The organism is Cohnella sp. WQ 127256 (assembly GCF_024519285.1).
GTDB lineage: Bacteria > Bacillota > Bacilli > Paenibacillales > Paenibacillaceae > Cohnella.
Genome location: NZ_JAMZCY010000004.1, coordinates 714,931 through 738,800, shown reverse-complemented (window position 1 = coordinate 738,800; position 23,870 = coordinate 714,931). Strand labels below are relative to the sequence as shown.

At 47.4% G+C, this 23,870-nt stretch carries 19 protein-coding genes; 13 read left to right on the top strand and 6 right to left on the bottom strand.

Translation table 11 applies throughout. The annotated features are described in order from the left end of the window. Positions 1-104 precede the first annotated feature (104 nt). From yycF to M1K58_RS14695, 5 genes are read left to right on the top strand one after another with little or no spacing between them, the layout of a single operon-like run. A complete protein-coding gene (gene yycF / locus M1K58_RS14715; RefSeq protein ID WP_256759605.1) occupies positions 105-845 on the top strand; it encodes a response regulator YycF in 741 nt (246 codons plus the stop codon). Then, positions 842-2,680 (top strand): cell wall metabolism sensor histidine kinase WalK, encoded by a 1,839-nt coding sequence (gene walK / locus M1K58_RS14710; protein ID WP_256759604.1) that lies wholly within the window; start codon positions 842-844, stop codon positions 2,678-2,680. Before yycF ends, walK begins: the two co-directional genes overlap by 4 nt. Continuing rightward, positions 2,677-3,993, top strand: coding sequence for a YycH family regulatory protein (locus M1K58_RS14705; protein ID WP_256759603.1), 1,317 nt, complete (start codon positions 2,677-2,679; stop codon positions 3,991-3,993). The genes walK and M1K58_RS14705 overlap by 4 nt, the downstream gene beginning before the upstream one ends. A 39-nt stretch (positions 3,994-4,032) precedes the next feature. Then, positions 4,033-4,797, top strand: a complete 765-nt coding sequence (gene yycI, locus M1K58_RS14700) for a two-component system regulatory protein YycI (protein ID WP_256759602.1) — start codon at positions 4,033-4,035, stop codon at positions 4,795-4,797. A gap of 59 nt (positions 4,798-4,856) precedes the next feature. Further along, positions 4,857-5,657: an MBL fold metallo-hydrolase gene (locus M1K58_RS14695; RefSeq protein WP_256759601.1), complete on the top strand. Its 801-nt coding sequence runs from the start codon at positions 4,857-4,859 to the stop codon at positions 5,655-5,657. Between the two features lie 21 nt (positions 5,658-5,678). Here the strand turns inward: M1K58_RS14695 and M1K58_RS14690 are convergent, their stop codons facing one another. After that, a complete protein-coding gene (locus M1K58_RS14690) occupies positions 5,679-5,882 on the bottom strand; it encodes a hypothetical protein (RefSeq protein ID WP_256759600.1) in 204 nt (67 codons plus the stop codon). A gap of 210 nt (positions 5,883-6,092) precedes the next feature. Here M1K58_RS14690 and M1K58_RS14685 point away from each other — a divergent pair, with 210 nt between their 5' ends. From M1K58_RS14685 to M1K58_RS14650, 8 genes are all read left to right on the top strand, one after another. Continuing rightward, a complete protein-coding gene (locus M1K58_RS14685) occupies positions 6,093-7,403 on the top strand; it encodes a S1C family serine protease (RefSeq protein ID WP_306220407.1) in 1,311 nt (436 codons plus the stop codon). Positions 7,404-7,441: 38 nt separating this feature from the next. Beyond that, on the top strand, positions 7,442-7,609 hold the full coding sequence (locus tag M1K58_RS14680) for a CxxH/CxxC protein (RefSeq protein WP_256759599.1): 168 nt from the start codon (positions 7,442-7,444) through the stop codon (positions 7,607-7,609). 573 nt (positions 7,610-8,182) lie between these two features. Then, positions 8,183-9,934 carry an ABC transporter ATP-binding protein gene (locus M1K58_RS14675; RefSeq protein WP_256759598.1) on the top strand — a complete coding sequence of 584 codons (1,752 nt, stop codon included), beginning with the start codon at positions 8,183-8,185 and terminating at the stop codon, positions 9,932-9,934. A 99-nt stretch (positions 9,935-10,033) separates the two neighbouring features. Then, positions 10,034-12,055 (top strand): ABC transporter ATP-binding protein, encoded by a 2,022-nt coding sequence (locus tag M1K58_RS14670; RefSeq protein WP_256759597.1) that lies wholly within the window; start codon positions 10,034-10,036, stop codon positions 12,053-12,055. 372 nt (positions 12,056-12,427) lie between these two features. After that, positions 12,428-13,573, top strand: coding sequence for an ABC transporter ATP-binding protein (locus M1K58_RS14665; RefSeq protein ID WP_256759596.1), 1,146 nt, complete (start codon positions 12,428-12,430; stop codon positions 13,571-13,573). Next, the gene (locus M1K58_RS14660) at positions 13,566-14,372 is read left to right on the top strand and encodes an ABC transporter permease (protein WP_256759595.1); all 807 of its coding nucleotides are present in this window, start codon (positions 13,566-13,568) and stop codon (positions 14,370-14,372) included. The genes M1K58_RS14665 and M1K58_RS14660 overlap by 8 nt, the downstream gene beginning before the upstream one ends. Next, positions 14,369-15,175 (top strand): ABC transporter permease, encoded by an 807-nt coding sequence (locus M1K58_RS14655; RefSeq protein ID WP_256759594.1) that lies wholly within the window; start codon positions 14,369-14,371, stop codon positions 15,173-15,175. The genes M1K58_RS14660 and M1K58_RS14655 overlap by 4 nt, the downstream gene beginning before the upstream one ends. Then, positions 15,172-16,245: an ABC transporter substrate-binding protein gene (locus tag M1K58_RS14650; protein WP_256759593.1), complete on the top strand. Its 1,074-nt coding sequence runs from the start codon at positions 15,172-15,174 to the stop codon at positions 16,243-16,245. Before M1K58_RS14655 ends, M1K58_RS14650 begins: the two co-directional genes overlap by 4 nt. 78 nt (positions 16,246-16,323) lie before the next feature. Here M1K58_RS14650 and M1K58_RS14645 read toward each other — a convergent pair whose 3' ends face one another. The 5 genes from M1K58_RS14645 to M1K58_RS14625 all read right to left on the bottom strand — a co-directional run bounded on the left by M1K58_RS14645 (position 16,324) and on the right by M1K58_RS14625 (position 23,807). Continuing rightward, positions 16,324-17,901: an alpha-L-rhamnosidase-related protein gene (locus M1K58_RS14645; RefSeq protein WP_256759592.1), complete on the bottom strand. Its 1,578-nt coding sequence runs from the start codon at positions 17,899-17,901 to the stop codon at positions 16,324-16,326. A 148-nt stretch (positions 17,902-18,049) separates the two neighbouring features. Further along, positions 18,050-20,746, bottom strand: a complete 2,697-nt coding sequence (locus M1K58_RS14640; protein ID WP_256759591.1) for an alpha-L-rhamnosidase — start codon at positions 20,744-20,746, stop codon at positions 18,050-18,052. Positions 20,747-20,771: 25 nt separating this feature from the next. After that, a complete protein-coding gene (locus M1K58_RS14635; protein ID WP_306220406.1) occupies positions 20,772-21,827 on the bottom strand; it encodes an NAD(P)-dependent alcohol dehydrogenase in 1,056 nt (351 codons plus the stop codon). Between the two features lie 17 nt (positions 21,828-21,844). Further along, on the bottom strand, positions 21,845-22,819 hold the full coding sequence (locus tag M1K58_RS14630; RefSeq protein WP_256759590.1) for a 2-hydroxyacid dehydrogenase: 975 nt from the start codon (positions 22,817-22,819) through the stop codon (positions 21,845-21,847). Positions 22,820-22,943: 124 nt separating this feature from the next. Continuing rightward, positions 22,944-23,807 carry a helix-turn-helix domain-containing protein gene (locus tag M1K58_RS14625; protein ID WP_256759589.1) on the bottom strand — a complete coding sequence of 288 codons (864 nt, stop codon included), beginning with the start codon at positions 23,805-23,807 and terminating at the stop codon, positions 22,944-22,946. Positions 23,808-23,870: the final 63 nt, after the last annotated feature.

Genomic DNA, 23,870 nt, shown 5'->3' with positions numbered 1-23,870 from the left:
GATTGAGCGGTCGACTGCCACGAAACGCCATTGGGCTCTTGCCAGCAATATGGTAAGATAGATAGCAGAGATTAGCTTCCGAGAAGCGGAAGGCGGTGACGTAGATGTTAGGTAAAATACTAGTCGTTGATGATGAACGACCGATTGCGGATATTCTCAAATTTAATCTTGAAAAAGAAGGCTACGAGGTCATCTGCGCATTCGATGGCGAGGCTGCAGTTCGGCTTGCATTCGAAGAGGAGCCAGATTTGATTTTACTCGATCTGATGCTTCCAATTAAGGATGGCATGGATGTATGCCGTGAAGTGCGGACACGTCTTTCTACGCCCATTATTATGCTTACGGCTAAGGACAATGAGATCGACAAGGTGTTGGGGCTTGAGCTGGGTGCCGACGATTATGTGACGAAGCCATTTGGTACACGCGAGCTACTTGCTCGGGTGAAGGCGCATTTGCGCCGACAACGCAAGGTGGAATCCGCTCGAACGGATGAAGAAGCACAACCAGAAGCAGAACGACAAGGCTTAAAGTTATATAATCTTTTTATCGATACGGATATGTATGTTGTCTATAAGAATAATCAACCTCTTGATCTTACTCATCGAGAGTTTGAGCTTGTTCATTATCTCGCTAAGAATAGCGGGAAGGTCATGACTCGTGAGCACTTGCTGCAAGCGGTGTGGGGCTTCGAATATTTCGGAGATGTGCGTACGGTTGACGTAACGATTCGTCGGCTAAGAGAGAAGATTGAAGACGATCCTAGTCGACCAGAGATCATTATGACCAGACGTGGCTTAGGTTATTTGGTACGTAATCCGAAGATGACAGGCGGTCATTATGGATGAGAGGCGTTCGTTTGTTCCGCAGCATTCAGGTTAAGTTAATAATGATGGTGCTGCTGCTCATTCTGATCGCGGTTCAGTTGATCGGTGTGTACTTCATCAGTACGATGAAAACCTCGTTGATTAATTCATTCACAAGTAATTTAAATGATCAGGCGAACCTTCTAACCTCTGTCTTATCCGGGCAAAGTCTATCGTCGGACAGCAATAAGGATGCTAACGCTCAAGCAGGAACCGAAGCGATGCTGAGTACAGTTATGAGAAGCTTTGATACGATCAATGGTGCACAGATTCAAGTGCTAGATGCTGGCGGGAAGGTACTCGCTACTTCTAATCAGCTTCAACAAACGAATATTGGAAGCAAGAATACGTCTCTGCTTGTTAGCCGTGCGCTTCAGGGTGTACGGGATAACGAGGAAGAGTTTATTGATGAGGACAACACACGGAATAAAGTTATAGCTAAGCCTATATTCAGTAACGGCAAGATTGTGGGAGCCATTTACATCGTCGCATCCATGAAAGATCTATACCAGACGATGGAAGGGATCAATCGAATATTTGCATCCGCGACCTTAATTGCGCTTGGACTTACGGCTATACTTGGAATATTGCTTGCAGGTACGATTACATCACCGATCAAAGCGTTGACTCGGCAAGCCACTGCGGTAGCCGAGGGGCGGTTTGATGAACGAGTGCCGGTGTTCGGGCAGGATGAGATTGGGCAGCTTAGCATTGCGTTCAATGATATGACCGATCGTCTGAGTGATGCTCTATCTATTAATGAGGAAGAAAAGGAAAAGCTGTCTTCTATTCTCGCGAATATGAGTGATGGCGTCTTGGCTACGGATGAATTGGGACAGGTTATTGTAACCAATCGAAGGGCTAGAGGAATGCTAGGTATTACTGAGCTAAAGGATGGAGCGACATTATCCGAAGCCTTGGGTATAGAAAAGGATCCAATAGCAAACACGCTTCAAGGACAAGAGTCATCTTTGCTGCTTAATCGGGACTTGGATGATCAGGAAGAGGATTTGGTATTTAGAGTGACACTCACGCCTATTCGTAGTCGGGATAAAGGGGTAGCCGGTGTAATTGCGGTGCTACATGACGTAACGGAGATGGAGAAGCTAGAGCAATCGAGGCGGGAGTTCGTAGCGAATGTTTCCCATGAGCTTAGAACCCCACTTACTACGATTAAGAGTTATGCTGAAGCCTTAGATGATGGAGCGTTGGACGAGCCCCCGCTCGCTGACCGCTTTGTAGGGGTTATCCGTAGTGAAACGGAAAGGATGATTCGCCTCGTTACGGATCTCCTCCACCTATCGAGATTTGATTCTAGCCGTAATCAGCTGCGCCGCCAAAAGATCGATTTGATTGAAATGCTAGAGGAAGTCGTAGATCGGTTTTCTTTCCAACTGCGTCAGAAGGCAATTACTGTTTCGGTTAAGGTTGAGAATAAGCAAGAGACAGCATGGTTAGATCGAGATGGAATTGATCAGGTGCTGGACAATCTCGTTTCCAATGCGATTAAATATACGCTTGACGGTGGCTCAATTGATATTTCAGCAAAGGGTAATGATGTGGGACAATTAGCGATTGCCATTAAGGATACGGGTATTGGTATTCCCAAGAAGGATTTGGCTCGGATATTTGAACGGTTCTACCGAGTGGACAAAGCCCGCTCGCGGAATATGGGCGGCACAGGGCTTGGTTTATCAATTGCCCGGGAAATTGTTCGAGCCCATGGCGGGTCCATTACGCTTGAGTCTGAATCAAACGTGGGTACCGTCGTAACGGTTCTGCTACCGATTGTGCCGGAAGGAAGTGAAACCGCATGATCGAGAAGGGGAAATCGTTTATCCTATTTTTGCTGGTGGCTGTTAGTCTTGTTCAAAGTTACTTCCTAGCCTACAGCAAGCCTTTCATGGAGACGAAGGAAAAGACCGAGTTAAATTATGTAAAGACGGAGCTACTCGGGACGGAGGAAGAGGCTAAAAATCTGATCTTTCCTGAGCAGCTCGTCCTCCATCTGGGTAATGACAAGCATACGGTATTCTATCCTAGCACGGGTCCGTTTTATGATTTGATTCTGACAAAGCTGAAAAGCCGCGTATTCAAAGGTATGCAGCGAGCTCCCGTTAACACTGTAGATTGGAACCAAATTAGGAGGGAGAATCAAGGGATTGAGCTACGCTTTGGCCGACCGATTCCCTTTGAATTACTCCAGCGGGGTGAGATTCAGATTGATAGCGACTTCCTGTTCTTCGGAGATTCCATTGATCGAATCTGGATCTACACGAGTAAAGTCCGCGACGAAGTTCGGACATTCTTCTTCAGCTCGGATGGCCGCTTCGTCTATGAAGCACAACGTGCAGATTTGACGATTGGCGATGTTGAAGGCTACGTAGGCTTCGGTCAGTATTGGGATCCGTATACGACACAAGATGGCAATCTCTATATCCCGGAGAAGTCGTCGTCAAGAATCGTCGAGATGGATGTTGCATTTGATCGATATACGACGGAGCAAATGCAGGACAATCTGTTCTTCGATCCCGGAATTACAAAAACGATACAAAATAGTAAGTCGGCCCAGTTCTATACCGATGGCAAGCGAGGGCTTAAGGTCGAGCAGGATGGCACATGGTTATCCTTCACCGACCTTGTGGCGCGTACAGAAGGCCGCAACGACATGATGGATAACGTTATGGCTGCGATTAGTTTCGTAAATGAGCATGGGGGTTGGAACGGAAGGCACCAGTTCGTTAAGGAAACGACTTCGGAAACCGGCAGTTTAAACGTCCGCTTCCAGCAATATTACAGAGATGTGCCCATTGTCTCAGACAGCTTAATGAACTTTGGGTTTATCCAGCTTACGATGCAGCAAGGGGGCGTATCGTCCTATAATCGGTCTCTCGTCGTGCTTGACAAGGATATCAGTAACAAACGTAGCAGACAGCTGCCTGGTGGCGATATCCTACGGTCTACCCTTAAGGAAATGGCCTCTAGTGGTAAGAACGTTGAAGCCCTGTTCCCAGCACTCAGACCGGTTCTGAAGAAGGATACGATTACATTGAGTCCAGTATGGGCGGCGAGACTAGCTAGCGGTGAGGTCGTTATTGTCGCAGACTCTAGCCCGGTTATTGCAAATTAAAATAACGATTAATGGTGAAGGATCGAGAGGGGGAGCGGGATGGACTGGAGACGAGCCAAAAGCGTGTTGATATTTGCTTTTCTCATGCTTAATATTATTCTGGGCTATCAACTATGGACGGAATGGCGCGAGAGATTAAACACAGTGGTGAATTGGACCTCCCTCCCTCCTGAGACGCTACAGTTCATGCGTGAAAACAACATTATCGTGGATGATAATGCGAAGATTCCGACAGAGACACCGGCGATGCGTGATTTGACTTACAGTATCAAGCATCTTGCAGGGAATCGTATTCTTGATCAAAAGCCGATTAATCCTTCTCCGGAGTCGCGTATTGTTTTCGAAGAGGAGCTCATTAAATCACTTGGTGGAGTTATTCCAGAGCTTAGCAGTTATAAACTAGATCAACTGGGTAGTCGTGAAGGTGTTTTCTTTGCCTTTAATCGGATGGAAGGTGAATGGCCGATATTCGATATCCACTTGAAGTTATTTTATAGTGAGCGAAAAATCAAAACCTATACACAGGATATTATTGAGATCAATTCTTCGACGACAAATAAGGATCAGCAGGTGCTGCCTGCAGCGAAGGCATTAGCCAAGGTCATTGAAACCAACTTACCAGCAGGCTCTGTCGTCAAGGAAATTCGATTAGGGTATCATGGGGAAATATTTGAAGATGCAGAAACACAAGTTTCGAAGCCTTCATGGAGGGTTTTGCTAGAAAATGGCGAAGAAGTGTATTATGTGAATGCATTTAGTGCAGAAGTCACGACAGAAAAAGGCGACGCTCTCGTTAACCAGTAGGCACAGTTGTGTGTTGAAGGGATTGGGAAACTCGCTGGGGAGAGGACTAGAAAGCGATCATGGGACTTCGATTCACAGTACTGTCCAGTGGATCAACCGGCAATGCGACAGTCGTATCTACGGATTCGGCAAACGTACTTGTTGATGTTGGTTTAAGCGGCAAAAAAATAGAAGAGTTAATGAAAGAAAGAGAGATTTACGGCAAAGACCTGGATGCTATATTGGTTACACATGAGCATTCTGATCATATTAAAGGCCTGGGAGCCTTTGCACGTAGGCATAAGCTTCCTATTTACGCGAATGAGAAAACCTGGGGAGCTATGCTGCGAACAATTGGTGAAATTCCCGATGAGCAGCGTAAAATATTGCCGTCCGATAGTGTAATGGAAATTGCCGATCTACGGATCGAATCGTATGCCATCTCACATGATGCTATCGAGCCTGTGGGCTATTGTTTCCTATCCGATGGAGCGAAGTTAAGTCTAGCAACAGATCTTGGTTATGTGAGTGACAAGGTGATGAGCCAGCTGCAAAATTCGGACGTCATGGTGCTAGAGTCCAATCATGATGTCAACATGTTAAGAATGGGCAGATATCCTTGGAACATTAAGCGTCGTATCCTAGGCGACACCGGCCATTTATCTAACGAGGCTGCTGGTGATGCGTTATGTAGCTTGCTGACAGGAAGCTTGCGTAGAGTTTATTTAGCTCATTTAAGCCAAGAGCACAACTTAATGGAGTTAGCCAAACTAACTGTGAATACAGTATTAGAAGACAATGGTTGTTTCTTTCAAAAAGATGAATTTGTCCTGTGCGATACGTATTATGACCGACCTACTATGTGGGATGTTATTAAGTAATCGGTCCGTCAAGAATACAGCTTATAACAGCAGCTGTCTGTCGAGCTCAGCTTCCATCTGTGAGGACTTCTCTCTGATCTCATCTGCAGTCAGAAGACCCTTCTCCACCATGAGTTCTATGAGAGTGCTAATTGCAAGCAGCTGTCTGTAATTGTCATGCTTCATATCTGAGACTTGTGAAGCTAGATTAAGAAATTGCCATCCGTGTTGCGTTGTTGTTTTCATTGGATTTCCTTCCTTTCTTTACATTAGGATTATGAGGAGAAAGTACTTGCTTGTCTTCTCTCATTCTATTACTATTCTAGTCAAAACCTTAATAAACATTCCTATTATTTTAGAAACGTTTAGTATAGAAGTTAAATAACTAGTTATTATGATTAAGAGGAAGATCCGCTGCGGCGAGGGGAACGGGATAGTCCCCTAGAAGGATGGTGCATGACCATGAGTTTGTTCGATGATGATTTCTACTCTACACGGGTGAAGAGGCGCTCACGCAATGTGAGGGGGTCCAATTCCCGACAGTTTAGAGGGTTGCGCCAAGGGTCTATGTTCCGTGTTGCTTTCATTTCGTCTTTTGCCACTTCGATAATTGTTGTGTTCTTATTTGTACTTCTGAACAATGGAGGATCGGCGGAGCCTGAGGCGAAGCCGGCACTGGCGGGAGGGCAAGCGCTGGTAGAAACATCGGAACGGATTATATCCGCTTCTGAGAAGGTGCGACCTGCGGTTGTTAGTATCATCAATGTGACAAAACAGGCTCTGGAGATGCAAGGAGATTTAGAAGAAGGCGAGCTACCGTATAATACGAGCATGGGCTCTGGCGTTATTTTTCAGAAGAAAGACGGTAAAGCTTACATTATCACGAATGCTCATGTCGTCCAGGATGCAGGGGAAGTTCAGGCGGTTCTGGTTAATGGGGAAACGAAAGAAGCGACAATTATCGGCGAAGATATCCTCACGGACCTTGCGGTATTGGTAGTGGACGACGCGGGTATCGATACAGTCGCTGAAATTGGCCATTCCAATAAGCTGCGCGACGGTGAGATGGTCATTGCCATAGGTAATCCGTTAGGCTTCGGGGACTCGTTAACACAAGGCATTGTTTCGAATAAGAAAAGAATAATTCCTATATCGATCAATCAGGACGGTAATTACGATTGGGAGCAGGAAGTCATCCAGATTGATGCGGCGATTAATCAAGGCAATAGCGGTGGAGCATTGGTCGACTTGAATGGCAAGCTTGTTGGCATCAACAGTATGAAGGTCGCCGACACGGGTGTCGAAGGCATTGGTTTTGCTATTCCGATCGATAATGCAATGCCGATTATCAATGCGCTTCTGGATAAAGGCAAAGTGATCCGACCTTATATGGGTGTCTACACGATGGACTTGGGATTATATCTCGATAGCCCACTGGCAGAAGACAACGATGAGGAAGATGCAGAACAATCGACGGATAATAGCGAAGAGTTCGAGGTAGCAGTACCTGTTATTCCAGAGGGTGTCACGGATGGTGTAATCGTGCTAGAGTCTGTTGGACCGTCACTTGATGCAGGCTTGGCATTTAATGATATTATTGTTGAGCTTGATGGCAAGGCGATTGATAGTACGATGGATCTTCGCAAATATTTGTATAATTCGAAAAAAATCGGGGAATCGTTGAAGGTAACCTACTACCGAGATGGAAAGAAAAGTACGCTTGAAGTTAAGCTTGTCGAAAAAGTAGATGAGCAGGAAGAACGATAAGATGAAGTAGCAGAAGCGAGCTAGAAGGGAATAAATCGATGTATTGTGTATGCCGTGAGCATGTCGAGCTTGCAATCGACAAATTCGTAGATGAATATGAGGATGCGCCAGATCTATTCAGTCTAGATGAGACGTCATTTTCGGACTGGACTCCACCCGTAAACTGCATATGGTGCGAGAGCAAGGCAGAAGTATTGGTTGTATAAGTAGCTTGAAATCAGATAGCTTAAATATGAGTTTCTTAGAACCTTGATGGGCTTCGTGCCCTTCAAGGTTTATTTATATTTGGGTGGGCTCAGAGCTCGCTAAACAGGTTTGTAGAAGGAGAGAAACACAGGGGGATAACATAAATAAAAAACACTTTTGTAAAAAACTTATAAATATTTCTGCTTTGCCCGTTGACAACTTTTAGGGGACGATGGTAAAGTGACAAATATACTTTGATGAACGGAAGGGGGGTTACGAACATGAGAAACGGATATCACGGTGGCATTAATAAGCCATTTGGCAGAGCATTTGCTGGACATGGACGTAACCCTCTCGCTAACAATCACTAACGGACTAGAGAATGGTGGATTCTCTAAGCTAACGTTGTGAGGCGTATGGTTACGGTGACGTAATCGTGCGCCTTTTTTATCTCATTCGGTGTAGAAGCGGTCTTCTTGATCGGTTTTGACACCGTATGCGGCAGGGGATCGGGTAACTATCCTCTGAGGGCGTATCGCTTACGGCGGTATGCCTTTTTTGTTCCTCATTTAGAAGGGTGTGAACACATAAATATGTTTATCGTATTGAAAAAATTAAGCTGGTTTTTCCGGATGCATTGGAAGAGGTACACCATAGCGATCGTGCTGCTGTGTATTGTGGGCATTATTGATGTCATTCCTCCGAAGCTCATTGGGGTCGCGATTGACGGAATCCGTCAGGAGACATTGACATCGGGTAAGCTGACCGAGCTGTTAGTCTTCTGGGGAGGGCTAACGGTGGCCAGTTACGTACTGTCTTATATCTGGCTATATCAACTATTCGGCGGTGCATTCGTACTGGAGCGTCTACTTCGTTCCCGTCTAATGAGACATCTGCTGAAAATGAATCCAACGTTCTACGAGCGTAATCGCACAGGCGACTTAATGGCCCGGGCAACGAACGATCTCGGTGCGGTGTCGGTAACGGCGGGCTTTGGTATTTTAACGCTCATCGACTCCACTTTGTTTATGTTGACGATCCTCGTCGTGATGGCGGGAATGATCAGTTGGAAGCTAACGCTTGCCGCATTGTTACCTCTGCCGATCATGGCACTGCTTATGCAGCATTTCGGAAAGAAGATTCATGACCGATTCATGAAATCGCAGGATGCCTTCGGTAATCTGAATGATCAAGTGCTTGAATCCGTATCCGGTGTTAGGGTAATCCGAGCTTTCGTTCAAGAAGAAGCGGATCGGGATCGTTTCAGAAAATCTACGGACGATGTGTTTAACAAAAATATTAGAGTCGCCAAGATCGATGCGCTGTTCGAGCCAACGGTTAAAATCTTGGTCGGAATAAGTTACTTAATCGGTTTGTGTTATGGAGCAGTACTTGTGTTCAAGGGAGAAATTACACTGGGTGAGATGGTGTCGTTTAACATGTTCCTTGGGATGCTCATCTGGCCGATGTTCGCTATCGGAGAGCTGATTAACATCATGCAACGTGGTAATGCCTCCTTAGATCGAATCAATGAGACCTTAGGTGTGAAGGAAGACGTGGTGGAAGTTGATGCACCAATCTCCTTGGAGGTTCCGGAGTCGATCACCTTCGACCGAGTCACGTTCCGATATCCTTCCTCGTCGATCGACAACCTCGTCGATATTTCACTCTCGCTTCGTAGAGGCCAGACTCTTGGGATTGTGGGACGAACGGGAAGCGGGAAGACAACATTACTTAAGCAGTTATTGCGTGAATATCCGATGGGAGACGGCAAACTTACAATAGGCGAAGTCTCCTTGACTGAGCTTGAACTCAATTCGCTTCGGAGCTGGATCGGTTACGTACCTCAGCAGCCTATTCTGTTCAGTAAATCGATCCGTGAGAACATCTGGTATGGAACAACGGATGAAGCCAAAGAGGACGACAGGTTAAACCGGGCGCTTGAGCTGGCATCGTTCCGTAAGGATGTTGCTTTTCTCCCTGAAGGCTTAGAGACGCTCGTTGGTGAGAAAGGTGTGGCATTGTCTGGCGGGCAGAAGCAGCGTGTCAGCATCGCGAGAGCGGTAATTGCCGATCCGGAGATTCTCATGCTCGATGACGCATTGTCGGCAGTTGATGCCAAGACAGAGACAGAGATTCTGGAAGGGATTCGCAGTGAACGCGCAGGCAAGACAACAATCATTACGACCCACAGATTAACTGCGGTGCAGCATGCGGATTGGATCATCGTGCTTGATGAAGGCCGAATTGTGGAGGAAGGCAAGCATGAGCAGCTATTGCAACTTGGTGGCTGGTATAAGGAGCAATATGATCGGCAGCAGTTAGCATCTGTCGTTGAAGCTTAAATAGATGTACCGAACTCATAGATAAAAGGTTGGAAGTACGTATAGAGAGACGAATGCTAATGTAGAGAGTCAAAGAGGAAATGTAGGTGACAATTATTCATGGAAAACAACGGTAAACGGTTATTCAAATACGCTTTAAATTACAAAAAGCCAATTCTATTGGCGCTTGTACTGTTATTGGTTGCTGTAGGCGTTGAGCTAGTTGGTCCTTTCCTAGCGAAACGGATGATTGATACGAATATTATGGGTATCGAAAAGCCGTGGTACGAAACGAAGCAAGACGAGAAGTATGCAGTTTCCTATGACGGCGGCTGGTATAAAAGAGCGGATCACTGGGCGGAGGGAGAAGACAAAGGCCGAGAAGTGCGAGTTCTGCAATCCGGGCGTAGCTACTACTTTGTTGACTCTGTAGGCGTTCCAAATACAGGAAAGCGGACGTTTAGCAACGGTCAGCTGTCCATCGAAAGAGAGGACGAAGGCACGCAGCTATATCCCGCCAATAAGCTTTCCAAGGGCGAGACATATGAATTTTATAAGCCGGAATTCCGTAGCATCTTCATGCTAGCCATTAGCTATGTTGGATTGCTACTCATTGGTGCGGTACTTGCCTATTGGCAGAGATTACTGCTACAGGTATCTGCAAACCGGATTATCCGTAAGATGCGCAATGATGTTTTTCGCCATATTCAGCGTTTGCCTGTGCAGTACTTTGATAATTTGCCGGCAGGTAAAGTTGTGGCGCGGGTTACGAATGATACGGAAGCGATCCGTGAGCTATACGTGTCGGTTCTGGCGAACTTTTTCTCTGGGATCATCTATATTGCAGCTATTATTGGAGCACTATTCTTGCTCGATACGAACCTTGCGTTGATCGCACTTCCGTTCATTCCGATTTTGTACGTGTGGATCGTTGTTTACCGCAAGTTTGCGGCTAAATATAATCATGTCATTCGTTCGCGACTGAGCGATATTAACGGAATAATTAACGAGTCGATCCAAGGGATGCCGATCATTCAGGCGTTCCGTAAAGAGAAGGAAACGATGAACGAGTTCCACGAAATGAACGACGATTATTACAAATATCAGAATAAATTGCTTACTCTGAACTCCGTCACATCCCACAACCTGGTCAATGTTCTCCGGAACGTGCTATTTATTGCTGTTGTCTGGATGTTCGCAGGTGATTTTCTGGGTACGGCTGTTACGGTTGGTGTTCTGTACGCCTTCATAGACTATATGAATCGGATGATGAATCCGATTGTCGGGATCGTCAATCAGCTTTCGAATCTGGAGGTTGCCCGCGTATCTGCGGAGCGCGTATTCACACTGCTGGATGAGCCGGGCATCGAGGTATCAGATCAGCGGATGGAGCGCTACAAAGGAAACGTAAGCTTCGAGGATGTCTCGTTCGGCTACAAGCCGGGTGAGGATGTATTGAAGAACATTACTTTCCGTGCTCGGCAAGGGGAGACCGTTGCTCTAGTAGGGCATACGGGTTCAGGTAAGAGCTCGATTCTAAATCTGCTGTTCAGGTTCTATGATGTGGAACGCGGAGTTATCTCGGTGGATGGCATCGATGTGAGAGAGTTGTCTAAGCAGCAGCTTCGGGATCATATGGGTATCGTGCTGCAGGATCCATTCCTGTTTACGGGAACTATCGCTTCGAACGTGAGTTTGGATGATCCATCTATTTCACGGGAAAAAGTGGAGCAAGCGCTACGCGATGTTGGTGCATATGAAATGTTTATGCAGCTTCCGGGTGGGTTGGATGAGCCGGTGATCGAGAAAGGGAGCACGTTGTCCGCGGGGCAGCGACAGCTGATCTCGTTCGCGCGGGCGCTCGCGTTTGATCCAGCGATCTTGATTCTAGATGAAGCAACGGCGAGTATTGATACGGAAACGGAAGCGATCATCCAGGAAGCGCTCGATGTACTGAAGCGTGGGCGGACGACGTTCGTCATCGCCCATAGGCTGTCGACGATTCGCGCAGCCGATCAGATTCTTGTGCTCGACCACGGAGTGATTACGGAGCGTGGCAATCACGACGAGCTGATGCAGCAAGGCGGCAAGTACTTCGCCATGTACCAGCTGCAGCTGGGTGCTGCAGAGGTTGTGGCGTAGGTTTGCGCAGGAAAAGGGAGAACCCTTGGGTAAACTAGGGGGATCTCCCTTTTTTTATGGAGTGTTGTGCGAGTTTTACGTGGCGCAGTTAGGTGTCACCGAACTGTAGGGAGCTTCGGGCGAGTTTTCGCTCGTGGAGTTAGATGGCAGCAAACTAGAGAGCGTCCCGGACGCTTTTTCACCCGCACAGCAGGCATTTATGAGGAGTTTTGCAACGTCGCCAGAATGAGTTTTCCGGTAAGCAGCATGGGTTATTCCTGAGCGAAAGGGATACCGTCAGCTATAATCATTGTGGGACTGTCGAATTTTTGTATAATGAAGATTATAAGAATAAAGGGTATGTCTACCCAGAGAAGAGGAAACCGAGCTACGATGAATGATACGACGATAATTCGGTTCGAAAATGTGACGAAGACCTATGACGGAGATACAGTCCTTGATAAGGTCAGCTTTGAGATCGAACGAGGGAAGTTCTATACGTTGCTCGGTCCGTCAGGGTGTGGTAAGACAACAATATTGCGCTTGATTGCAGGGTTCATTGAGCCGTCGATGGGTAACATCTATTTCCATGGCAAGGTTATTAATGAAGTTCCGGCAGACAAACGCCAGGTGAACACGGTGTTCCAGGATTATGCGTTGTTTCCGCATCTCAATGTTTTTGAGAACGTTGCATTCGGCTTGCGAATTAAGAAGATGAAGAACGCGGACATTACTGAGAAGGTTAAAGAGGCGCTACGCTTCGTTAACTTGAATGGCTATGAGCAACGGGAGATTTCTGAGATGTCCGGGGGCCAGCGGCAACGGGTAGCGATTGCGCGGGCTATCGTGAATGAGCCGGAAATTCTGCTGCTGGACGAGCCGTTGTCCGCGCTAGATCTGAAGCTTCGCACCGAGATGCAATACGAGTTACGTGAGCTTCAGCGTAGACTTGGGATTACTTTTATTTTCGTCACACATGACCAAGAAGAGGCACTTGCCATGTCCGATGAGATCTTCGTACTGAATAATGGAGAAATCCAGCAAAGCGGAACTCCGATTGATATCTACGATGAGCCGATTAACCGCTTTGTTGCAGATTTTATTGGAGAATCGAATATCGTGCCAGGCCGCATGATCAACGATTTCCTTGCTGAATTCGCAGGCAAATCGTTCGAGTGCGTTGACCGAGGCTTCTCGCCGAACGAGCCAGTGGAGATCATGATACGTCCCGAGGATTTAGAGATAACGTCGCCGGATCAAGGGGACATGCTTATTAAAGTCGATAGTCAGCTATTCCGTGGGGTTCATTATGAAATTAGCGGCTACGACGAAGCCGGCAATGAATGGCTTGTCCACTCTACGAAGAAAGCAGTAGTCGGAGAAAGCGTCGGTCTGCGGTTCGAACCCGAAGCGATCCACGTTATGCGCTTCGGCGAGACGGAGGAGGAGTTCGATAGACGTCTGGAGGCTTATGGCGGCGATGACCAGGAGTCTAACGATCATTCCAAGCAGACAGTGACAGGTGTTCGTAATGACTAAGACGCGCAACCTCTACCTCATTCCTTATGTGGCATGGATGCTGCTCTTCGTCGCGACGCCGATTGTTCTGATCGTATACAAATCCTTCTTCGACGTGGAAGGGAATTTAACGTTAGAGAACTTCGAGAAGTTCCTGACCCCTGTATATCTGAAAATGACGTTTAACTCTTTCTGGTATGCATTCTTAATTACTGCCTTCTCACTGTTAGTTGCCTATCCAACAGCTTACTGGTTAACGCGTACGAAGCATAAGCAGCTATGGCTTCTCCTCATTATCGTACCGAGCTGGATTAACCTATTGCTTAAAACGTATGCTTTTATCGGCTTATTCGGTACATACGGATTCGTAAACTCTATGTTAGAGTGGGTTGGAATTGGTACACAGCAAATTTTGTTTACGGACTTTAGCTTCGTGTTCGTGTCCGTCTATATTTTCATCCCGTTCATGATTCTACCGATCTACAATGCACTAGAGGAATTAAATCCATCGCTCATCTATGCAGCGAGGGATCTGGGAGCATCCCCGTTGAAAACGTTTCGGCGCGTCGTGTTTCCATTGACCTTGGGCGGGGTTAAGGCAGGCTGTCAGGCCGTCTTCATTCCGGCATTGTCCTTGTTTATGATTACGCGACTGATTGCGGGCAATCGTGTAATTACTTTAGGTACGGCAATTGAGCAGCATTTCCTTGTTACACAGGACTGGGGAATGGGTTCAGCAATCGCCGTCCTCTTAATTATTGTCATGGCCATCATTATGATGATGACCGGCAACAGGGGAGCGAGGAATTCGATCCGATGAGAAAAAACAGCAAGTCCGCACAGCTCTATCTAGTCATCGTGTTCGCGATTCTATACGCACCTATCCTGTACTTAATGTACTATTCATTCAATAGCTCGGGTACGATGCACGGCTTTGAAGGGTTCACTTTAGAATGGTACGAGGAAGTGTTCCATGATACGCGTCTGCTTATTATCGTGCTGAATACGGTTGTCATCGCATTGCTATCATCAGCGATATCGACGATTCTCGGCGTCATTGGCGCAATCGCGATACAGCGAGTACGAAGGAGTAGACCCCGGAATACGCTACTTACAATGAATAATGTGCTTATTGTAAGTCCAGATGTGATCATTGGTGCGTCGTTCTTGATCTTTTTTACAATGATCGGCATTAAGCTCGGGTTTACTTCGGTGCTTCTGTCGCACATTGCATTCAGTGTTCCGATTGTCGTACTGATGGTGCTGCCTAAGCTGCAGGAGATGAGTCCTACGTTGATTGATGCGGCGAAGGATCTAGGAGCGAGTGGATGGGGAGTGTTGACGAAGGTCATTATTCCGTTTATTCGTCCAGGTATTTTCGCGGGATTCTTCATGGCACTCACGTATTCACTTGATGACTTCGCGGTTACGTTCTTCGTAACGGGTAACGGCTATTCAACCTTATCCGTCGAAATCTACTCGCGAGCACGCCAAGGAATCTCTCCCTCCATTAATGCTCTCTCGACATTGATCTTCTTGTTCACGATCATTCTTGTCGTAGGCTATTACTTCTTGAGCCAGCGTGGTAAAAGCAAGCCGAAATGGGGGGCCCAGCAATCATGAAGCAGCTCGTTCGGTTGTTCGCAGGAGTATTTATCATCGCGATTGGGTTGATGTACTTCACTTCTTACCTCAACTCGTCTAATGGCTATTCGGGTGGAGACACACTTACGATCTATAACTGGGGAGATTACATCGATCCGGATGTTCTAGCGGAGTTCGAAGAGGAAACAGGACTTAAGGTCATCTATCAGACGTTCGATTCCAACGAGGCGATGATGACGAAGATCGAACAAGGCGGAACTACGTTTGATGTGAGTATTCCTTCGGAGTACGCCATCAGTAAGATGAAGGATGAAGATTTGCTGCTACCAATCGATCATTCGCTCATTCCGAATCTCGGCAACATCGATCCGCGGTTTATGAATCTGAGCTTCGATCCGGATAATAAATATTCGATTCCTTATTTCTGGGGAACGGTAGGGATCATCTACAATTCGGAGCTACTTGGCGGCAAAACCTTCTCTAGCTGGAATGACCTGTGGAGCGATGATCTTCGTAATCAAATCATGCTCGTAGATGGTGCACGCGAGGTGATGGGATTCGGGCTGAATAGTCTGAATTATTCTCTTAACGATACGAACGAAGATCATCTTCAGGAAGCGAAGCGTAAGCTGAGTAACCTGACTCCGAATATTAAAGCAATCGTAGGAGACGAGATCAAGTTGCTACTTGCGGGAGAAGAGGCAGCTGTTGGTATTGTCTGGTCGGGTGATGCTTCCGAGATCATGGGCGAGAACGACAAGCTGGACTACGTCATCCCAGAGGAAGGCTCGAATCTGTGGTTTGATAACATGGTCATCCCTAAGACTGCGCGAAATCTTGAAGGTGCGCACAAATTTATTAATTTCATGCTGGATCCTGAGATTGCTGCACGTAACGCGGAGTATGTGGGCTATTCCACGCCGAATGCCGAAGCACTTAAGCTCCTACCGGAAGAAATCTCGCAGGATGAGCGCTTCTACCCGGATCCTGAGATGACGGATAAGCTGGAAGTGTATCAGAATCTCGGTAAAAGAATGTTATCCCACTATAATGAGTTATTTCTAGAATTTAAGATGCATCGGAAATAGTTCGACAAAATACGCCGAGCCTCGACCACTCATAAGGGTTGAAGCTTGGCGTATTTCTTAAGCGTCTATTCGTTATGCTTACAAGTCATAATGACGAATTAAGTACGTTGGAGTACAGCTCCATGCGTGGCAGTAACTGTTGATGAGATGACTACCATAGGGAGAAAAGTCTTTATTCTGTGGATCATACAGCTCCCAGAAGGTATCGGCGCCATCGCTTAACATCCCGCCCCAGTAGGTCTTTAGATGTTCAATGGCTTCATCTCTACACCCTACGACGAGTAAGGCTTCAACTAAATGATGATACATGTAAGGAGTGGTCGGTCCGACTTCTGGTTTAACAGAAAGTAGACGAAGCATCAAAGCCTTATTATTGTCTTCAGGCAACACTTCAGCTAGTGCCATCCAAATCTGAGTTGCCCAAGACACTTGTCGTTGGTCTCCACTAACGAAAAAGCCTTGGTCTGCATCCCAGAGACACTCTACAGTCGCTTTTTCAATATCGATAAGCCGTTGTTCGAAATCCACACTTTGCTTACATCCCACCGCTTTAGATAGATGGATTGCGCGTCTAAGAGTATAAATGAGCACAGCTTGAGAAGGGGCCTGCTTGTTTAGCTGCTCATGCCAGTCGATGAAAGACCACCAGGTGTCTTCATCCTTCACAATTCCTCTATGATCCAACCGCTCCAGGGCTAACTCTACTTGCCGCATTGCCGTTGGCCATAGCTCTTTCAAAGTCGCTTCATCGTGGGTAGCCAAGTAATAATCATAAAGAGTCACGGTAAAAAATAAAGAGTAATCGAATAAGTAGGTATCGTCCGCGATCAAATGAGGTTCAATGAAAAGATTTGCTGCGATCGCCCCACGCTCATCGGGTACACTAGCGAACAGGTATAAGCATCTTTTGACAAGATCATTACTCTGGAATGTTGGATAGTTGGCCAATGCTTGGAGTCTAAGATCGCCTAGCCACAGTCTGCGGTCACGTTTGGGCCCATCCTCAAATACATCCTGCATGCAGTCTGCCAATGTCTTAATACTGACACGATCAATTTCCTGAAGCAAAGGATCACTATGATTTAATTGAATAGCATTATCTATGTCAGCTGAAGTCACCGTATTACAAGTCATATTCAAGAAGCTTACACGATACTTGGGAGAAGTATCTATAACCTCGATTTTAAGATAGCGGAAGCTATACCGTCTTGGTAATTCAACATGCCTTGGTAACACATCCACAATGAGCGTTTCTTCTTGAAGCCAAGAGCTGCTAATCCACCCGTTGTAGCTTGAGAAGGGCTCTGCCATTTCAACGGGCATTTCACCGAACGTTAATTTCAACTTCAGTGGCGCATCTGGAGGACTGCCAACAGGCTTAATATCGAACGAGACGTATCCAACCTGATGGTCACCGAAATCGATGATGACGGATTCCCCTTTGCCGAATGCCCGGTTGTCGAGTGCTGCTATATCTGCTTCATGTACCGTGCGCCAATTGTGCATTGCAGTGCTATCTGATTGAACATTAATCAATTGCGTGGGGGTAATGGCATTGTTAAACAATGTAGGTTTAAGATTGTCTGCGGTTTGGACAAAGGCGTCATTACGAATAATCGTGACCTTAGTGGATTGAATTTTTGCTTGTTCTGCCATCTTATAAACCTCCTAGGTCATTCAGAGTGTAGAAAATAGGTTTCGTTCTCCTCTTATTACATCAAACAAACCGCTAGTTCAGCGGCTTGCTTGGGACTAATATTCATAACCTCCGACATTAGCCTATATTACCATCAATATGTTAATTCTAGGATCTCTTAAAGCTAAAGTGGTAAGTTCCGGATCCAACCGAGATGCGGACTCCGTCTTCTGTTTCAACATAGGTTAGTATTCCCTCGGAATCTTGCAACGCTTTACCGCTCTCTGTAACGGAGTCCATACGGGCTCCATCCAAGAAGACCTCCGCGCTTACGTTAGCAGGGATCGTGGAAGTTACGTGAACGCTATTGCCTTCGACACGCCAATCGGACGCCATGCGACCGTAGGAGGATTCAAAGCTCGCTTTCGCATAGGTCAGATCCGCTGTCGAGATTCCCGGACATATCCGGACGCGCTGATAAGCGGGTACGCTCTCGTCCATATCCAGACCCGCCACGTACCGGTACATCCAATCGCCGATAGCTCCATAAGCGTAATGGTTGTAGGAGTTCATGTCGTCACTCCAGAACGAACCGTCCGGCTTGATTCCGTCCCAATGTTCCCAGATCGTGGTGGCACCCTTCGTGATGGAATAGAGCCAAGATGGATATTGCTCTTGGAGCAGAAGTTTAACTGCCGTATCGTGGTACCCATTCTCGGATAATGCGAGGCATAGATACGGTGTTCCTACGAATCCGGTATCCAGATGGCAGCCGTTGCGTAGCACCAATTCATTTAAGTCATAAGCAATTTGCTTACGTTCGATGCCGTCCACTAGACCGAATACGAGGGGCAGAATATTGGCAGTTTGAGTTGTAGCGGCCATCTTGCCTTCGGAGGTGAGGAACGATTCGCGGAATTTGCGCAAAATTCCAGTCAGTAATTCGTCATATATCCGATAATCTTCCTCGACGCCTAGCACCGAAGCGCTATCCCGTAAAATACGCGTCGATAACGCATAGTAAGCCGAAGCGACCAATTCTACCGGAGTGGCTCCGAAATAACTACCCTCATGGGCATCCAGAGCAAGCCAATCGCCGAAATGGAAGCCCGTGGTCCATAGATGTTCTTCCTCGCCCTGCGCTCGGATAAATTCTACCCAAGCCTTCATGCTTCCATATTGCTCGCTCAGAAGACGGCGGTCTCCATAAACCTGATACACCGTCCAAGGGCATACGGTAGCGGCGTCCCCCCAAGCTGAAGAGGTATAGGTTTCATCGCCCCACATCGTCGAGGTGTAATCCTCAAGAGCATTCGGGATTACGTAAGGCACGCTACCGCTTGGGCGCTGATCGGCCTTCAGATCTCGCAACCATTTGGTGAAGAACGGACCGACATGGTAATTAAATGCCGCTGTTCGAATGAATACTTGTGCGTCACCGGTCCAGCCGAGCCGCTCGTCGCGCTGAGGGCAGTCCGTCGGCACGTCCAAGAAGTTACCTCGTTGTCCCCATACGATATTGCTCTGTAGGCGGTTTATCATTGGATTCGAGCATTCGAAGCTTCCTGTCGGCTCCATATCGGAGTGGATGACTTCCGCAAGGATTCCGTTCAAGAGTTGTTCATCCGTCATTTCCTGTAGCCCTTCTATGAGCACATAGCGGAATCCCTGAAAAGTAAAATGCGGTGCATAGGCTACTTTGCCTGCTCCATCTGCGATGTACTCGACGATTTGCTTGGCTTTGCGCAAATTCGCGGTATAGAAGTTCCCTTCCTTATCGAGCACCTCCGCATGTTGAATCCGAATGTGCGCACCCGCTGGCAAATCCAGCGTCATCCTTACCCGACCGACAAGGTTTTGACCCATGTCCAGAACCTTTTCCCCGCTTGGTGTTCGTAAAATTTGTTGCGGCAATAAGGTTTCGGTAACGCGGGTCGGGAAGTTCTCTTGCGCCACCAGTTGGTCGAATGCAAGCGGAACTGAAACCGTCCCATGCCAATCGCTGTCCGTATAACCAGCTTTGCTCCATCCTGTCTGATGCAAACGGGCATCATAGATTTCGCCAGCGTATAGCTCGGACAACCGGATGGCACCCGTAGATGCTTTCCAAGAAGGATCGGTAGTTACCCATTCTTCGGTGCCGTCCTCATATTGGATGCAAAGCTGCAACAATGCAGCTCGTCTGTCTCCGTATATATTTCGTTTGCTCAGCCAGGTTAGCTCGCCTTTATACCAACCATCACCGAGCAGGATTCCGATCCCATTCGCGCCACTTTGCAATGCGGCCGTTACGTCGTAGGTTTGATATTGATGACGTTGAACATAGCTAGTCCAGCCTGGCGCAAGCAAATCTTCGCCTACACGTGCTCCGTTCAGATAGAGCTCATATACGCCTGCCGCTGTGGAATAGATTCTCGCGTTACGGATTTCCGACTTCGCATGAAACTGCTTGCGCAGCATGAAGACTTCCTTCGCGTCCGCGTCCAACGCATCTGGAGTGATCCACTCCGCCTTCCATTCCTCGGTCGACAAGATCCCTGTCTCCCACCAAGAGGCACTACTCCAATCCGACTCTAGGCCGTAATTGTCCCAAACCATCACTCGGAAATAATACCGGGCCCGCGAACGGACCTCCGACCCACCGTATTCCACAAGAACTGACTGGTCAGATTCGATTCTACCGGAGTCCCACATGGGTGAATCAAAGTTCGCTGTCGATTCGGCAACTTGAATTCGGTAGGCTTTCTGGCACGTTCCTCTCTTATTCGAAGACAGCTTCCAGCCGAATCGGGGAATTTTCACGTCGGTTCCGAATAAGTTCTCGCGATATTCACAAGTCAACGAATGTATGTTGAAATCTGTCATGTCTGTTCTTCCCCCCCTCTGAGTCTTATGCGTTCGGATAAACCATGACTTTCAAGCTTCCGCTCTTATTATTCATTGCCCGATCCATCGCTTCTTGGGTCTGTTCTAACGGATAACTATCCGTAATTAACGATTTGACGTCCGCGATGCCCGAAGCTAATATTTTGATTCCCGCTGGATAGGTGTCGGCATATCTGAAAACGCCGTAAATATCCACTTCGTGATCGGTCATGAAGTGCACATTCAATGGAATCTCCGCTTGAACAGGAAGGCCTACGATCGCAAGCTTACCTCCGCGTCGTAGTGACAGTAGAGCGGATTGCAGCGCCTTCGGATTACCTGCTGTTTCCCATGCGACGTCAACGCCCGTTCCGCCGTTCAATTCCTTGATCGTTTCCACAGCATCTTGTTCCCGAACGTTGATGGCATGAGTGGCACCCAATTTTAAGGCAGCTTCCAAACGGACAGGCTCCAGATCAGTTACGTAAATCCGGCTGGCGCCATAGGCTTTCGCTGCGACAACGGCCAACAGTCCGACAGGACCCATACCCATGATCGCGACAGTGTCGCCTGGCTTCAGTCCTGTTCGATTCGCTGCGTGAATCCCAACGGAGAATGGCTCTACAAGCGACGCTTCTTCATAGGACAAATGATCGGGGATTGGGAATAGGAAATCTTCGCGGGCTTTTACATATTGGGCAAAAGCACCGTCAATGGGCGGCGTAGCGAAAAAGACGACATCCGGACACAGATTATATTTACCGGATTTACACGCAGGACAACGGCCACATGTCGTTTGAGGCTCAATCGCCACCCGGTCGCCGGGTTGTACGCGGGATACGGATTTACCTACGGATACGACCTCTCCAGCGCATTCGTGACCGAGAATCATCGGATACTCAACGATGGCGTTGCCGATTTTCCCATGCTCATAGTAGTGTACGTCGGAACCACAAACTCCGACCGCCATCACCTTCACAAGCACTTCATGCTCGTTTAATTCCGGAATAGAACGTTCTTGCGTGACAATTCGACGCGGCTCCGTCATGACGGCCGCTTTCATCGTTGTGGGTATATTCATTCTGATCACCTTATTCCTTATGATTGCAATTCAGGTACAACGTAAATGGGTCTGTCCTTCAGTAGTCCACCCACCAGGTTATTCGCGGCCGTCATTGCCATATCGTACCGAGTTTTCGACGTGGCTGAACCGATATGCGGTAACGTAACCACGTTAGGAAGCGAGAGCAGCGGGTTCCCTGCTTCAATTGGTTCTATATCATAGACATCCAAGGCCGCCGCATAAATTTGCTTACTCTTCAACGCTTCGATCAGTGCCAGCTCATCCACCAACTGTCCCCGAGACGCGTTAACGAACACGGCCGTCGGCTTCATCCGTTCAAAATGCTCGCTGCGAATCATGCGAGTGGTTTCACTTGTTATTGGCGCCATAAGAACGATGAAATCGGATTGCTCTAATAACTGATCCAGCGAACGGTATTGCGCCCCGTAAGCTTCCTCTGCATCCGGCTTACGCGTGCGGTTGCTGTACAATACCTTCATGTCAAATCCTAGCGCTGCTCTTCGGGCAACGGCTTCGCCGATTCTGCCCATCCCGACAATCCCAATCGTGGCGTGGTGTACGTCTAAGCCAAAGTGAGCTTCGCCCCCGTTTCCGGGCTCTCCCCATTTTCCTTGCTTAACAAGGGAGTCTAGTTCGGGAACACGCCTTGCCGCGGCGAGAATTAAGGCAAATACGAGGTCGGCCACGGTGTTATCAAGAACAAAAGGCGTATGCGTACCGATAACGCCGCGCGCGCTCATTGCTGCGGTATCGAAATTATTGTAGCCAACGGACTGATTGCTAACGATCTTCAGCTGCTTGGCTTCATCCAATAGCTCAGAATCGATCCGAACATCGTTCGTAAGAATACCGTCGACGTCTGAAATCAATGCAGTCAACCGTTCGCGGCTTATAAGGTTTTCTTGTGGTTCGATCATTTGGCAGTGCTCTCGGATGAGCTGCTTCGCTTCTTCCGGTAACTGCTTTAGCACGAGCACCTTGGGCTTCATTATAAAGTTCCTCCATCTAAAAGGTTATCGATAGTAATGGATCATAGATGACTGTTCCAAGCTATCATAACCTTGAAGAAGGTACATTAACTTTAGCGAATCGGGTGCACTATTTTTAGACGATTTAGGGTTTACCCTGCCAGTTTTTACGGAATTTCAAGGGTGTTGCCTTTTCCCGATTTTTGAACGTTTGGATGAAGTGGGTTGCATTCGTAAAGCCGACCTGGCGAGTAATTTCTTCGATCGTGAGGTCCGTTGTTTTAAGTAGCTCTTTGGCCTTGATCATACGCAAGTTCAACAAATATCCGTAAGGGCTGTAGCCCGTGTACTTTTTGAATTCTCGTGTTAGGTGATACTTGCTAACCGCGAATTCCTTGGACAGATCGTCCAGGCTGACGCTGATATTCAACCGGGCACCCAAGGATTGTTTCATGTTAGAAATATAGAGAGGTACCCGTTTCTCATTACGATGATCCTGTAATGCCAATTGGAGAATGTCCGTTATCAGCCGGACAAGCAATGAGGAGCTGAGCAAATCCGAACTTTCGTCCCGTTGCTGCTGAAGCTCGTAAATCCGGTGAATATCTAAGACGAAATCGTCGCTAACCGTTTCCGCCGCAAGGGGACCTTTCAGCTTCAGAAAATAATCAACATAATCCTGAGCAGGATTGCCGTTAAAATGAATCCAGGCAAACTCCCATAGTTCATCAGAGTCCGTATAGTAGAGATGGTACTCCTTGCAGTCGATGAGGAATGCATCACCCTTCTTAAGCTCATGTTGCGCTCCCCGGTAATGCAAATATCCCTTGCCCCTTATCGTGACCAAGAGTAAAAAAGAGTCCAGATTATCCCGCTCAATGGAATATCCGGGGCGGGTATAGTAATGTCCAATAAACTGAATGTACAGCAAAGACGACTTAACGAACGGAGTCGGAGAGGTCCCCATGCTAGATGAACGATGCCTATCCAAATCCTCGACAATTTTCATTTCATGCACACCCCACAGCAAGATTACTGGATTTTATAGCAAGATCATCGGATGTTTGCAAGA

Excerpts from the sequence above, each read along its gene's own strand:
- M1K58_RS14680 (WP_256759599.1), top strand. The coding sequence starts at position 7,442 with ATGTATTGTGTATGCCGTGAGCATGTCGAGCTTGCAATCGACAAATTC.
- M1K58_RS14690 (WP_256759600.1), bottom strand. The coding sequence starts at position 5,882 with ATGAAAACAACAACGCAACACGGATGGCAATTTCTTAATCTAGCTTCA.
- M1K58_RS14655 (WP_256759594.1), top strand. The coding sequence starts at position 14,369 with ATGAGAAAAAACAGCAAGTCCGCACAGCTCTATCTAGTCATCGTGTTC.
- yycF (WP_256759605.1), top strand. The coding sequence starts at position 105 with ATGTTAGGTAAAATACTAGTCGTTGATGATGAACGACCGATTGCGGAT.
- M1K58_RS14640 (WP_256759591.1), bottom strand. The coding sequence starts at position 20,746 with ATGACAGATTTCAACATACATTCGTTGACTTGTGAATATCGCGAGAAC.
- M1K58_RS14650 (WP_256759593.1), top strand. The coding sequence starts at position 15,172 with ATGAAGCAGCTCGTTCGGTTGTTCGCAGGAGTATTTATCATCGCGATT.
- M1K58_RS14625 (WP_256759589.1), bottom strand. The coding sequence starts at position 23,807 with ATGAAAATTGTCGAGGATTTGGATAGGCATCGTTCATCTAGCATGGGG.
- M1K58_RS14685 (WP_306220407.1), top strand. The coding sequence starts at position 6,093 with ATGACCATGAGTTTGTTCGATGATGATTTCTACTCTACACGGGTGAAG.
- M1K58_RS14675 (WP_256759598.1), top strand. The coding sequence starts at position 8,183 with ATGTTTATCGTATTGAAAAAATTAAGCTGGTTTTTCCGGATGCATTGG.
- M1K58_RS14645 (WP_256759592.1), bottom strand. The coding sequence starts at position 17,901 with ATGGCAGAACAAGCAAAAATTCAATCCACTAAGGTCACGATTATTCGT.
- walK (WP_256759604.1), top strand. The coding sequence starts at position 842 with ATGAGAGGCGTTCGTTTGTTCCGCAGCATTCAGGTTAAGTTAATAATG.
- M1K58_RS14665 (WP_256759596.1), top strand. The coding sequence starts at position 12,428 with ATGAATGATACGACGATAATTCGGTTCGAAAATGTGACGAAGACCTAT.
- M1K58_RS14635 (WP_306220406.1), bottom strand. The coding sequence starts at position 21,827 with ATGAATATACCCACAACGATGAAAGCGGCCGTCATGACGGAGCCGCGT.
- yycI (WP_256759602.1), top strand. The coding sequence starts at position 4,033 with ATGGACTGGAGACGAGCCAAAAGCGTGTTGATATTTGCTTTTCTCATG.
- M1K58_RS14705 (WP_256759603.1), top strand. The coding sequence starts at position 2,677 with ATGATCGAGAAGGGGAAATCGTTTATCCTATTTTTGCTGGTGGCTGTT.
- M1K58_RS14695 (WP_256759601.1), top strand. The coding sequence starts at position 4,857 with ATGGGACTTCGATTCACAGTACTGTCCAGTGGATCAACCGGCAATGCG.
- M1K58_RS14630 (WP_256759590.1), bottom strand. The coding sequence starts at position 22,819 with ATGAAGCCCAAGGTGCTCGTGCTAAAGCAGTTACCGGAAGAAGCGAAG.
- M1K58_RS14670 (WP_256759597.1), top strand. The coding sequence starts at position 10,034 with ATGGAAAACAACGGTAAACGGTTATTCAAATACGCTTTAAATTACAAA.
- M1K58_RS14660 (WP_256759595.1), top strand. The coding sequence starts at position 13,566 with ATGACTAAGACGCGCAACCTCTACCTCATTCCTTATGTGGCATGGATG.